This is a genomic window from Marinobacter sp. CH_CUG1437-1, from assembly GCF_037029655.1.
In the GTDB taxonomy this organism is placed as follows: Bacteria; Pseudomonadota; Gammaproteobacteria; order Pseudomonadales; family Oleiphilaceae; genus Marinobacter; species Marinobacter salsuginis.
The window spans coordinates 473,125-485,726 of sequence record NZ_JAYMEW010000002.1 but is presented as its reverse complement, the minus strand read 5'-3'; the positions used below and the strand labels follow the sequence as shown (position 1 = coordinate 485,726).

Annotated in this window: 13 protein-coding genes; 3 read left to right on the top strand and 10 right to left on the bottom strand. The window is 57.1% G+C overall.

The window, feature by feature from the left end; all coding sequences use genetic code 11:
* Positions 1 to 5: 5 nt before the first annotated feature.
* A complete protein-coding gene (locus WA411_RS07630) occupies positions 6 to 497 on the top strand; it encodes a glutathione peroxidase (protein WP_153633532.1) in 492 nt (163 codons plus the stop codon).
* Here WA411_RS07630 and WA411_RS07625 read toward each other — a convergent pair.
* Positions 486 to 2,834 carry a hybrid sensor histidine kinase/response regulator gene (locus tag WA411_RS07625; RefSeq protein ID WP_291907232.1) on the bottom strand — a complete coding sequence of 783 codons (2,349 nt, stop codon included), beginning with the start codon at positions 2,832 to 2,834 and terminating at the stop codon, positions 486 to 488. The genes WA411_RS07630 and WA411_RS07625 overlap by 12 nt on opposite strands.
* Positions 2,835 to 2,887: 53 nt before the next feature.
* Positions 2,888 to 3,655, bottom strand: coding sequence for a hypothetical protein (locus tag WA411_RS07620; protein WP_291907233.1), 768 nt, complete (start codon positions 3,653 to 3,655; stop codon positions 2,888 to 2,890).
* A 232-nt stretch (positions 3,656 to 3,887) separates the two neighbouring features.
* Here WA411_RS07620 and WA411_RS07615 point away from each other — a divergent pair, with 232 nt between their 5' ends.
* Complete coding sequence (locus tag WA411_RS07615; RefSeq protein ID WP_069183377.1) at positions 3,888 to 4,898, top strand: LysR family transcriptional regulator; 1,011 nt, start codon at positions 3,888 to 3,890, stop codon at positions 4,896 to 4,898.
* Here the strand turns inward: WA411_RS07615 and WA411_RS07610 are convergent.
* The 8 genes from WA411_RS07610 to WA411_RS07575 form a co-directional block, all read right to left on the bottom strand.
* On the bottom strand, positions 4,887 to 5,852 hold the full coding sequence (locus WA411_RS07610) for a GNAT family N-acetyltransferase (protein ID WP_136631793.1): 966 nt from the start codon (positions 5,850 to 5,852) through the stop codon (positions 4,887 to 4,889). The two genes, WA411_RS07615 and WA411_RS07610, sit on opposite strands and share 12 nt — an antisense overlap.
* A gap of 5 nt (positions 5,853 to 5,857) precedes the next feature.
* Entirely contained in the window at positions 5,858 to 7,009 is a 1,152-nt protein-coding gene (locus WA411_RS07605; RefSeq protein ID WP_153633529.1) for a ribosomal protein uL16 3-hydroxylase, read from the bottom strand.
* 17 nt (positions 7,010 to 7,026) lie between these two features.
* Positions 7,027 to 8,394, bottom strand: coding sequence for an adenylosuccinate lyase (gene purB, locus WA411_RS07600; RefSeq protein ID WP_291907240.1), 1,368 nt, complete (start codon positions 8,392 to 8,394; stop codon positions 7,027 to 7,029).
* 88 nt (positions 8,395 to 8,482) lie between these two features.
* Positions 8,483 to 9,127: a high frequency lysogenization protein HflD gene (gene hflD / locus WA411_RS07595; RefSeq protein ID WP_136631790.1), complete on the bottom strand. Its 645-nt coding sequence runs from the start codon at positions 9,125 to 9,127 to the stop codon at positions 8,483 to 8,485.
* Positions 9,124 to 10,311: a tRNA 2-thiouridine(34) synthase MnmA gene (gene mnmA / locus WA411_RS07590; protein ID WP_291907243.1), complete on the bottom strand. Its 1,188-nt coding sequence runs from the start codon at positions 10,309 to 10,311 to the stop codon at positions 9,124 to 9,126. Before mnmA ends, hflD begins: the two co-directional genes overlap by 4 nt.
* Positions 10,312 to 10,347: 36 nt before the next feature.
* Positions 10,348 to 10,812, bottom strand: coding sequence for an NUDIX hydrolase (locus WA411_RS07585; RefSeq protein WP_136631788.1), 465 nt, complete (start codon positions 10,810 to 10,812; stop codon positions 10,348 to 10,350).
* A complete protein-coding gene (locus tag WA411_RS07580) occupies positions 10,809 to 11,441 on the bottom strand; it encodes a pseudouridine synthase (protein ID WP_291907246.1) in 633 nt (210 codons plus the stop codon). Before WA411_RS07580 ends, WA411_RS07585 begins: the two co-directional genes overlap by 4 nt.
* A gap of 174 nt (positions 11,442 to 11,615) precedes the next feature.
* On the bottom strand, positions 11,616 to 11,927 hold the full coding sequence (locus WA411_RS07575; protein WP_222464688.1) for a cold shock domain-containing protein: 312 nt from the start codon (positions 11,925 to 11,927) through the stop codon (positions 11,616 to 11,618).
* Positions 11,928 to 12,233: 306 nt separating this feature from the next.
* On the opposite strand from WA411_RS07575, the gene clpS reads away from it, so the two are divergent.
* Positions 12,234 to 12,593 (top strand): ATP-dependent Clp protease adapter ClpS, encoded by a 360-nt coding sequence (gene clpS / locus WA411_RS07570; protein ID WP_008169202.1) that lies wholly within the window; start codon positions 12,234 to 12,236, stop codon positions 12,591 to 12,593.
* The last annotated feature ends 9 nt before the right edge of the window (positions 12,594 to 12,602 follow it).

The following is a 12,602-nucleotide window of genomic DNA, read 5'->3' as shown; positions in this document are numbered from 1 at the left end:
AGCTTATGGCAGGCGAGACGGTCTACGATTTCACCGCACGGGATATCAAGGGCAATGAAAAAAGCATGGCAGAGTACCAGGGTAAAGTGCTCCTGATCGTGAACACTGCCAGCAAGTGTGGTTTCACACCGCAGTTCGAAGGTTTACAGTCCCTTCACAAGGAACTAGGCGACAAGGGCTTTGAAGTTCTGGGTTTCCCGTGCAACCAGTTCCTGAATCAGGATCCGGGCAATGAGGATGCCATCAGCCAGTTCTGCAGCCTTAACTACGGTGTCGATTTTCCGATGTTCGCCAAGATTGAGGTCAATGGCGATGGCGCTCATCCGCTGTTCCGCTTTCTAAAGCGAGAGGCCAAGGGGTTGATGGGGTCCGAAAAGGTGAAATGGAACTTTACCAAGTTTCTGGTAGGGCCCGATGGTAAGGTTGTACGCCGCTATCCGCCCACAACCAAGCCGGAGGATATCCGGGCCGATATCGAGAAACTTCTACCGGTCTGACACCTCCGCTGAGTCAGAGGGTCGCCAGCGTTCAATCACGGCCCGGAGCTCTTCCCGCTTGTACGGCTTGGTTATGTAGTCATTCATGCCCGATGCAAGGCAGTCTTCCCGGTCGCCTTGCATCACGTTGGCCGTCACCGCAATGATAGGTAGTTGCTGCCATTGCGGATTCTGGCGAATCCTCTGTGTTGCCTCGTACCCATCCATCACTGGCATCTGGCAATCCATCAGCACCAGGTCGTAGTGGTTATTTTCGAGCGCCTGCAGAGCTTTGAGGCCGTTTTCGGCGGGGTCTGCCCGGTGACCGAGCTTTTTCAGCAGGCTGGTTGCCACCAGCTGATTCACCTGGTTGTCCTCTACCAGGAGGATAGACAGAGAAGGTTCAGCGGCGTTTTGGTTAATCGTTTCAGCCCTGTGTGCATGCTGATCTTCCGAATGAACCAGGCCCGCGGCCAGGCCAAGGCAGCGAAGTAGTTCGTCCCGTCGCAACGGCAGTGACAGTAGCTGGTGGTTGGCTTTGCCGGGGGGCAGGGTCCCGGTAGCATCGGCAAGAATCACGCCCGGGCCCTGCCAATCGTTGGCAAACTCCAGGGTTTCTTTGTCTTCGGCGCTGGCGAGCGCCAACAGAATTCCGTCCGGGTCCCTGCTTGCTCCGCGGATTGGAATCCCCCATTTCCGCAGCTGAGCCTCGATGGCCGAACGGTACGGGTTGTCCGCGGGGATCGCCATGGCAATGCCAATGTCTTTTAACCGTGGGTCCACTCTCGGCAGGTCCTGTGCCCCGGAAGTCTCGTGTATCGGCAATGGCAGGGTGACGGTAAAGTGAGTTCCGCTGCCTTCCCGGGAGTCCACCAGGATCTGGCCATGCATGCGTTCCACTAACTGACGGCAGAGTGTCAGGCCGAGGCCGGTACCGCCATAAAGCCGGGTGGTGTCCACGTCAGCCTGGGAAAAAGGAGAGAATATCCGGTGCAGGCCCTCTTTGGACATGCCTATTCCGGTGTCCACAACGTCAATTCTCAAGCTGCCCCCGGAATAGGCTGCCCGAATTCGAACACTGCCCTCGTCGGTGAATTTGATGGCATTGCTCAGCAGGTTGTTGAGCACCTGGCGTACCCGTGTTGGGTCGCCCAGAAAGTTTTCGGGCAGATCAGGGTCGACTTCGGTAACCAGGAGAATCTGCTTCCGACGCGCCTGCTGGGCGTGCAGTGTGGCGCATTCCTCGATCAGGTGCCGGATACTGAAGGGGATATTTTCCAGGCTGAGTTTGCCGGCTTCCACTTTCGAAATGTCCAGTATGTCGTTCAGCAGGCCAAGCAGGCTTTCGCCGGCGTTCAGAGCAATTTCCATCCGGTTGCGCTGAGCCGGGTCCAGTTCGCCCTCCAGGGCCAGCCCCAGCATACCGAGAACGCCATTCAGGGGCGTGCGTATCTCGTGGCTCATGCTGGCCAGGAAGTTGGCCCTTGCACGTGCTCGCCGAACCGCATCCTCCTTGGCTTTCACCAGGGCACGGTTACCCCGTTGCAGGGCCTCGTTCTTCTCCGAGATTTCCCGGGTACGGTCTGCCACTTCCTGTTCAAGCTGGGTGGAGTAGTTCTTCATGGCACTCTCTGCGTGCCGGAGTTGGGCAAGGCTTGAGTCAATGGTCTCAAGATGCTGGTTGATGATGCCAACCATGGTCCCGATCTCGTCTTCCCGATGGTTTGCCGGGATCGGAAGCCTGACTTTCTCGGGAGTGCTGGCCTGCACCTGGCTCAAGGCACTGATAACATTGAGCATGGGGCGGGTAAGCACAAAATAGAAGATGGCAAGCAATGCGGCCGAAAGAATCAGGCTCTTCAAGAGGCCGCTGATCAACGTGTAGCCGGCGCGCTGAAGAAACTGCGCGCCGTAGTGATAGGTATCGATGGTGACGATCAGGTGGCCGAGCGGCAAATCTTCAAGCTGTGGGACCTGCAACTCCTGTCTGAATACCCTGTCGGGGCCGAATAGCAAATCACTGACCCAGCGATAGGACGACACCGGGCTGCTTTTGCTTGCGGCGGCCATGGTCTCGTTGTCGTTGTCGGTAATCCGGGCATCAATGGTGGCGGGGTGGCGAAGCAGGCCATCGAGCAATTCTTCCGCCAGCCGGACATCAATGTTGTAGGCAATCTGTGACGCGGGGCTGTTGCTGATGTCGATCAGGGCGTGGATTTCCTTCTCCATCGACTCCTTTGCGCTGAAATAGTCCAGAGTAATCTGGATAACATTCAGCACCAGCCCAAGTGCCATGGCAACCAGTACCGTGTCCCGGGTCAGTCGATAGGAAAGTCGTTGTTTAAAGCCCTTGCTCACGGGTTTGCACTATCCCTGTTGACGGGTCTGCAATGGCGACCCGTTCGGTGCCTTCAGTCGTCGTAGTCGGCCTTTTTCTTCCACTCGTCGTCGTGGAGGAAGGTATCCCACTCGCGGTCCAGTTTGGACTCTCCCTGAGGGCTTTCCTTACCCTCTGCACTCAGCGCCTCAAGCTCCTTGATGCGGGTACGGAAACTCTTGACCGCTTTCATAGCCAAAGGGTTGTCGCGGGATTTGCCCATTTCGGTACTGGCCAGGTGATAGGCGTGGATGGCCTTGCGAAACTGGTTTTGGCGCACGTAATCCCTGGCCTGAAACACATGCAGGTCCGCGTGGGTCTTGTGGACCAGGAAGAGCACATATTTGAGGTTTTTCTTGGCAGTCGCCGCATCAATTCGGCCACTCTTGTGCATTGCTTCAATCATTTTGAACAGGTTCTGAAGCAACTCTTTGACATAGTTGGACTTTTCGGCTGAATCGATCTTGACGGGAGTGGTCCTGTCCCGCTTTTCGATGATCTCGGCTTTCAGCTCAGCGGCAGCGTTCTGCCACTCCTTGACCGGCAGGTTGGACTTGAGCCCGGCAAGCTCCCCACAGGCTTCCTCCATGCGCTTGATCAAAAGCAGCTTCAGATCGGCCGTCAGATACTGGCCGGGAATTTCAGTCAGTAGTCGATTGGCCCTGTTGTAGGCGTCTTCCTGGGCTGTAATTTTGCGAGCCCGCTCAATACGGGCGCGCTCGCGCATCTGGCTGAGCACAATAATGACAATCGAGACGGTAACGATGGCCGCCAGCAGAAGGACGATCGTAGTGGTATCCATTTTGTCAGTAACGACTCCGGCTTCAGGATCAAATGATGGCGGGTCTGTAAACCGGCCTCAAAAATACCGATATTATTCAGCAAGTATCAGAAAGACTAGCAGAAATACCGCCCCAGATCCGTTTTCAAATGTGAAAGTTCGTGTTGCGGATTGATTCCGTGAATCCACTGTATTATGTATATTGTTTTCGTGAATGGTGGTGATTTCCCGTTTCTGGTGCTTCGGAGTTTTTGTGGATATTTCCCGTGTTGATCTGAATTTGCTCGTTTACCTGGATGTGTTGTTGCGCGAGCGGAATGTTACCAAGGCTGCTAACCACCTGGGTATTACCCAGCCAGCCATGAGTAATGGCCTGAGGCGGCTACGGGACCTGTTCAGCGATCCGCTGCTGGTGCGAACGAGCGAGGGCATGACGGCCACGGAGCGCGCGCGGGAGCTGCAACCGCTGGTGCGGGGTATCCTGTCGGATATTGAGCAGGCCGTGCAGGAGAAAACACCGTTCTCGGCCCTGGACAGCCAACGCGTGTTCCGGATCATGGCCAGTGATTATGCCGAGTCCTGCCTGATGCCACGGGTACTGAGGCGGATCCGTCAGGAAGCACCTCACGTTACGCTGGACGTACTTACGCCCAGTGATGTCAGCTTTCTGGATGTGGAACAGGGGCGGCTCGATATGGCAATTAACCGGTTCGACAAGATCCCGCAATCTTTTCACCAGAAGACCTTGTGGACCGAATATTTTGCCTGCCTGATGAACGCCAGAAATCCGGTACTGAAAGAACCGTTCACTCTGGATACCTATCTGGATGCCAGCCATATCTGGGTCAGCAAGACCGGTTTTGGCGTTGGCGTGGGGGTAAACCCCAAGGATGTCCAGCGTCTGGGCTGGGTAGACGAGGCTCTCTCAAGAATGGGGCGCAAGCGCCAGATTTCGGTGTTCACCCGGCACTACCAGGTGGCGATGTTGCTGGCCGAGCAGCACGACCTGGTAGCAACTTTGCCATCCCGAGCGGCCTGGCTGCAAAAAGACAATCCGAACCTGGTGGTGAAGGTTCCGCCGTTCGAGATCCCGCCGTTTGAATTGAAAATGGCCTGGAGTCCGCTGCTGCAGCACAATGCGGATCACCAATGGTTGCGCAAACTGATTGCCGAGGTGGCCACCGAGGTGGATACCGAGTTTGCCCCGTTCGGTGCCAGATTCGAAGCGCCGGACGCGCCCCAGGCACATCACTCAGAGCGGTAGTTCCCGAAGTTCCAGAGAAGGGCGCGCCGCATCCCACATGCGCTGGAAATTTTCAGACAGCAGCTTCACCCGGCCGCCGTCCGAAAACTTGGCAAAGCCTTCTGGTTTGTAGAAGTCGTGCCGGTAAACCACACCTTCACGATCCGCGAGGATGAAGGGCTGGTCCTCAACCGGATAGTCCTCATTCACCAGTCTAAGCTCCATTCGGCTGGGTAGTCGGCGCATCAGCTCGACCAGGGCGTGCCGGCGTTTGACCAGAGGCTTGTCGTCATGGATAAGCAACCTGACTTCACTGAGCCGGTGCCGGCGGGCCAGGGCCGAAATCAGTTCCCGGAACCGATGCCGGTCATAAAGATCATGTTCGAGCAGGCGGTCGTACAGCCAGATCCGCTGGCTGGCCTGCCCAACCACTGAATCCATCAGGCCCAGCAGTCTCGATTCGGTATCGAATAGCCAGGAATCCGTATCGCTGCCCAGAATCATGGGGTGATCACTGGCCCCGAGACTTCCGGCGGCAAGATCCGGCGCCAGACAGCGCATGTCGAAGTGGGGTATGCCGGCGTCGTCATAAACGCCAGAACAGACATGGAAGCCTGAGCGCTGGTAGAACGGAATGGCGTGCTCCTGGGCAGACAGTCTGAGCTCGGAAAATCGATTCGCGGATTCCGCAATCAGGTGCCTCAGCAGTGCTTCCCCAATGCCCCGGCCACGGAATTGGGGCAATATCGCCATGCGACCAATGTGGCCGGTTTCTTCCAGTGTTGAAAACAGCCGGGCTACGCCGGCCGGGGTGTTATCAGGGAGAACAGCGAGGTAATGGTCGGCAATTTCGTCGGTTTCATCCCATTCCAGTTCCGATGGGACGTTCTGTTCCTCAATAAACACCTGCTGGCGAATGTCGCGGATGGACCCCGGAGCCAGTTGCCAGCTGTATTTGCGAAACCGGATGCTCATAATGCCTATTCGAAGTAAACGGAGCCCTGATTGTAGAGCGTGGTCAGAAGCCCAAGCAACGCGTCATCGTCAGCAAACCCGGCCAGGGCAGCCATATCCACGCGGGCGGCGGAACACAGTAACGGAGCGAGTGGTCGGGCGTCACCCTTGAGCAGGAACTGCTCGCCATCGACAAACAGCGCGGTTTCGCTGGCGAAGTCGTAGTAGGCGAAACGGGAGCCTTCGTTCCAGCGCAACTGCTCGCCTGCGTGAATCGCTTCCGCAACATCCTCGTTGGACGCGGGCTCGTCAGCAGGAACGACAATATCCATGCTCTTGGGTGCAGTCGAGAACTGGCCAAACCAGAGCGCCAGTTGCCGACGGTCGCCAAGCTTTTCCCGGATCACATTCTCCAGGCGATCTACCACATCAGGCTGGATGGTGCCGGGATTCTCCTGCACCTTCAGGTCCGGATCGTTCAGGTGATCCGCCGCGTCGGAGCGGCTGCAAAGGAAGTCGGTAAAGCCGGTTAGAATATCGTCAATGGTCGGCGCCCGGAATCCCACCGACAGGGTGATGCAGTCATCTTCCGCAACTCCGTGGTGCCCAATGCCCGGGGGAAGGTACAGCATGTCACCAGGTGCCAGGGTAACGGTTTCCTCGCCATCCCAACTGCTCAGAATGCGGAGCGGGGTGCCCTCCACCCTGGGTGAGGTGTGGTCGCAATGCCCACCAAATGTCCACCGACGGTGACCCTGGGCCTGAAGCAGGAATACATCGTACTGGTCGTAGTGCGGGCCGACACTGCCGCCTTTCGGGGCAAAGCTGGCCATGATGTCATCCAGGCGCCAGTTGGGAATAAAGCGGAAATGTTCGAGAAGATCGGCAATATCGGGCACCCAATGGTCCAGGCCCTGCACCAGCAGCGTCCAGTCCTGTTCAGGTAGTGAGCTGAACCGGTCCGGCGAGAAGGGGCCATTGTGGAGCTGCCAGGGCTTGCCATCGTCGTTTTCGATGACAATCCGGGACTCCACGCCTTCCTCGCAGGCAAGGCCTGCCAGTTCATCAGCGCTGACCGGGCACTGGAAGCCCGGAAATGCCTGGCGGATAACCAGCGGCTTTTTCTGCCAGTAGTCTCGCAGAAATTCAGAAGGTGTCAGTCCGCCAAGCATGTCCATGGGTGTTGCTCCCGGTTTCAGATGTTTTGTGCCTGATCGACGGCGTTACCGATATAACGACCCGGGGTCAGGGCCATCAGGTCGGCCTTGGCCTGCTCCGGAATGTCCAGGCTCTCAACGAAATTCTTGATCACTTCCGGGGTCATTGCCTTGCCGCGGGTCAAAGCCTTGAGTTTTTCATAGGGCTTTTCAATGTTGTAACGGCGCATCACGGTCTGGATCGGCTCGGCAAGCACTTCCCAGGCATGGTCCAGGTCTTCATCCAGGCGAGCCGGGTTGATCTCCAGTTTGCCGAGACCCTTCAATGTGGCTTCGTAGGCAATCAGGCTGTGGGCAAAGCCAACGCCCAGGTTGCGTAGCACGGTGGAGTCGGTCAGGTCCCGCTGCCAGCGTGAAATGGGCAGCTTGGCGGAGAGGTGGCTGAAGAGCGCGTTGGCGATGCCAAGGTTGCCTTCGGAGTTCTCGAAATCGATGGGATTGACCTTGTGGGGCATGGTTGAGGAGCCCACTTCGCCTTCCACCGTTTTCTGCTTGAAGTAGCCGAGTGAAATATAGCCCCAGATGTCACGATCCAGATCGATCAGGATTGTGTTGAATCGGGCGATGGCATCGTACAGTTCGGCGATGTAATCATGGGGTTCGATCTGAGTGGTGTACGGATTCCAGTCGAGGCCAAGGCTCTCGATGAATTCCCGGGCATTCACAGCCCAGTCGATTTCCGGGTAGGCGGACAGGTGGGCATTGTAGTTGCCCACAGCGCCATTGATCTTGCCCAACAGCTCGGTGTCACGGATCTGTTTTACCTGGCGGCGCAGACGATGGACCACGTTCGCCAGCTCTTTGCCCACGGTAGTGGGTGAGGCTGTCTGGCCGTGGGTGCGCGACAGCATCGGCTGTTGGGCGTGGTCATGAGCCAGCTGCGCCAGCTTGTCGACCACACGGTCCATGGCCGGCAGCAGGCCGTGGTCCAGGCCTTCCCGCAGCATCAGGGCATGGGACAGGTTGTTGATGTCTTCGGAGGTGCAGGCAAAATGAACAAATTCGGTGACGGCGTGCAGTTCCGGAACGCCGGCAATTTTTTCCTTGATGAAGTACTCGACCGCTTTCACATCGTGATTGGTGGTGCGTTCGATGTCCTTGATACGCTCGGCGTCTTGAAGGCTGAACTCATTGACCAGACTGTCCAGAACTTTGTTGGCTTCGGCGGAAAACTGGGGTACCTCAGTTACTCCGGGATGAGCGGCCAGCTTTTGCAACCAGCGGATCTCGACGGTTACCCGGTTCCTGATCAGGCCATATTCACTGAAAATTTCACGGAAGACGCTGACCTTGCTGCCATAGCGTCCATCGACCGGGGAAATGGCGGTCAGGGCGGTGAGTTCCATCGAAAACCTCTCAAGTCATCAAAGATTCGGATCAAAAGAAAATAAGGGGTGCATATCATACACCACCGGAGGCACTGAATCAGCGCCGTCAGTGGTACAGGGAGCGATTGGCTTCCTCGGCCAGTTCGCCGGCGAGCCGGATAACTTTCTTCCGGGCAAAGATCAGCTGCCAGCGGCGGCCGCCAGTCTGGCGCCAGAGCACGGCGGACCGAATGCCCGCAAGCAGCAGGGCGCGCACTTTGGCAGCATTCTCCTCCCGCTGCAGCACCGATGGGTTGCCGCTGACCTGGATCCGCAGTCGGAAGGTGCTGATGGTATCGGCATAGACCGATGCCAGATTGCTAATCAGGTTGGGGTGGGTGTACCCGAAGTGGCTGGCGGTATGCCTGGCCTGATCGATACGACTACCAATCACGTCCAGCATGTCGGAGCGGCGATTCAGTTTGGATTCGAGCTGGATCAGATTGAGGGCGTAGCGCAGTACTTCGATGTCCTGCTGCCGGGATTGCTGGCTGAGCACCGAAGACAGGGTGACAAGGCCTTCACGGATGTCGCGAAGTTCGCCGCCATAGACATCCAGAGTGTTCGCCGGATCGGTGGCAAACAGGGAACGAATAGATGTTTCCAGGCTGGCTTCGTTGCACTGGCCATTGTGGGCAATCTGCTGGACCAGGTTCGCGGCCTGGAACACGCCGGCCAGCGCCAGCGTCTGATCCTTGAGGGAGCGGCTCATGCGGTTTCTTCCTGGCGCCGGGTTCCGGTCAGGCGGTCTGGCAAGGGTTCGCCGTCTCGCCAGGTCTCTTCTATAACGCCGCCGCCGAGACACACATCGCCGTCGTAGAAAACGACGGATTGCCCGGGCGTGACGGCGCGCTGAGCATTGTCGAAGTCCACCCGGACGCCGCCCTCGATAACCTCAACTTCGCAATCCTGGTCTGGCTGCCGGTAGCGGGTTTTGGCCTTGCAGCGGAAGGTTCCTGCCGGTGCTTCGCCGGCTACCCAGTCAATCGGCCCGGACACCAGGCCCCGGGAAAAGAGCAGGGGGTGATGCTTTCCCTGAACTGCAATCAGGACATTACGACTGAGATCTTTCTCCGCCACATACCAGGGCTCATCCCCGAATTCACTGAGGCCGCCGATGCCGAGCCCCTGCCGCTGGCCAATGGTGTGATACATCAGGCCCTGGTGCCGGCCAATTTTCTGGCCATCGGGTGTCTCAATATCGCCGGGCTGGGCTGGCAGGTATTGCTTCAGGAAATCCTTGAACTTGCGCTCACCAATAAAGCAGATACCGGTGGAATCTTTTTTGTCGTGGGTAACGAAACCCTGCTGTTCGGCGATGCGACGGACTTCCGGTTTTTCCAGCTCGCCCACCGGGAACAGTGTCCGTGCAATGCGGTCGCCGGAGACAGCATGCAGGAAGTAGCTTTGATCCTTGTTGGGATCCAGGCCCTTCAGGAGTTGGGCCTTGCCCGGGGAGCCAGCAATCGGACGCTGGCGGGCGTAGTGGCCGGTGGCAATGTAATCGGCGCCAAGAGTAATGGCGTAGTCCAGGAACGCCCGGAACTTCACTTCCTTGTTACACAGGATATCCGGATTCGGTGTCCGCCCGGTCTGGTATTCGGACAGGAAGTGTTCAAACACCCTGTCCCAGTACTCCGCCGCGAAACTGGCGGTATGAAGCTTGATGCCGATGGCATCCGCCACGGCCTGGGCATCTGCCAGGTCCGTCATGGCGGTGCAGTATTCGGTGCCATCGTCCTCATCCCAGTTCTTCATGAACAGGCCTTCCACCTGATAACCCTGATCCTTGAGCAGCCAGGCGGCCACGGAAGAATCCACGCCGCCGGACATGCCGACAATGACGCGGGTGTGGGTTGCGCCGTTTGAAGTATGGGTGTCGGATGCGTTGTTCATGACAGCTTTGTTACCGGTTAAAAAGACGCAAGTTTATCATCTTTCCGGTGGCGCCGTCTGCGCATCCACCACCACGTCCAGCGGGTATCGGCGACCATTTCGGTAATCTTCTATGCACTGAAGCACAAGCGGGCTACGCAATTGCGTGCCCAATGCGCGAATCTCTTCCAGAGTCAGCCAGTGGGCGGCGATGATGCCATCGTCCAGATGGTCGGTAAGCCGGTTCCGGGCACTGGCCGCGTAGCAGAATCGATAGTAGGTCACTCCGTTGGCGGGCGCCTTGTAGGTATAGATGCCGAGAAAATGTAACGGCTCTATGTCCCAGCCTGTTTCTTCGAGGGTTTCCCGGCGAACCGCATCGAGAATGGCTTCGTCTTCCTCCACATGGCCTGCGGGCTGGTTGAAAACAACCTTGCCGCCGCTGACTTCTTCGACCATCAGGTAGCGGCCCGCACCATCTTCAACGATAACGGCGACGGTTGCGTGGGGTGTCCAGGTCATGATCTGCGGTTTCTCCCGGGTCGGGCGCCGGCGGCTTTGCCGCGGCGGGTTGTTTTTGCTGAAGCTGGAAGATTAACGGTAACGGTCCGGTGGGCTCCTGAATCCAGGCCCTCCAGCGACCAGTCGCCAATCCGGTACCGGATCAGCCTGAGCGTTGGAAAGCCCACGGCGGCAGTCATTCGTCGGACCTGCCGATTCTTGCCTTCGGTGATGGTCAGCTCAATCCAGCTGGTGGGAACTGTTTCTCGATGGCGCACCGGCGGAACCCTGGGCCAGACTGCAGGGGCGGTTATTCTGGTGGCTTTTGCCGGTCGGGTCAGGCCATCTTTCAACTGAACTCCGGCCGCCAGATGTTTCAAAGCGTCTACCGTAATGTCGCCTTCCACCTGCACCCAGTAGGTTTTTGGCATCTTTAGCGAAGGAGAGGCAATCCTGTGTTGCAGTGGGCCTTCAGAGGTCAGAAGAAGCAGGCCCTCGGAATCATAGTCGAGGCGACCGGCGGGGTAGATACCCGGGATTCGCAGATAGTCCGCCAGGGTGGCTCTCGGTGAGCCACCACCGGAGACCCCATCGTCGGTAAATTGACTCAAAACCTGGAAGGGTTTGTTAAAAAGCACGAGTTCAGCCATGCGCTGCTGTGTTCCCGGGGTTACGATGTATTTGTGGACAGCAGGGTACTGCAAAGAGGGGCAGTGGCAAAGCGAAGTTGATATCGCTCAACAGGGGATGATTCTCAAAAGCAAGAAGGGGTGGGCCCACCAGTAGAGTACCGGTGGGTGCGAGTATTCCAATGTCGCAACCGATCAGGCGTTTACGGCACGGGGCGGATAGTTGTCGCGCCCTGATTCCTGCTGACTCGACTTGCCGGCAGATTCGCTCCCGGTACCAGCCTGCGCTTTGCTGGCGGGCAATTCGTCAGGGACGATGTTGACTGCGTGAATGCCTTTGTCACTGGGCTTTTTGTCAAAGGTTACGGCCTGGCCGGCTTTCAGGGTCTTGTAGCCGTCCATTTGCACCGAAGAGAAGTGCGCAAACAGGTCGTCACTGCAGCCATCCTCGATGATGAATCCGTACCCTTTGGCATTGTTGAACCACTTGACCTTGCCTCTTGGCATGATGAACTCCCCTGTTCTTTTGCTGTCTCTATTCTTGTTGATTCTTTGTTTGCCTATCGGTGCCGTCGCACGGTCGGTCCGAATCCTGTTACACAATCCTTGCATGGATTTACATTATTTTACAATGCAACTTAACTTTCGGCCAATCATAGCGATGAGTCAATAGTTTCTATGCCGGGAATGTGTGGTTGAACGCAGTCTGGAAGCGGTATCATGTTCGTATTGATAAATATCTCATGCCCCGCTTGAAAACCCGGGGGCGGACATCCACATTTAACAGGAGCACCGATAAACCGGTAAGGAATGATGCGGACTATCGAGAATTCTCTACTAGTATTTAATCAGGGGGAGGACGAACAACCGGGGCGACAGGATGACCTCAGCGTTGCTCCCGAGAAGCCTGCTCTCAAGCGCCCGGCGCGATACAGGGTGGTGCTTCTGAACGATGATTACACGCCCATGGATTTTGTTGTGGATGTGTTGATGAAGTTCTTCGGAATGAACGAAGAAAAGGCGACGCAGGTGATGCTGCTCGTCCATACACAGGGAAAAGCTGTATGCGGGGTATATACCCGGGACATCGCGGAAACAAAGGCGGCACAGGTGAACCAGTATTCCTCGGAATGCGAACATCCGCTCCTTTGCGAGATTGAACGTGCGGACTGAAAGACGTTG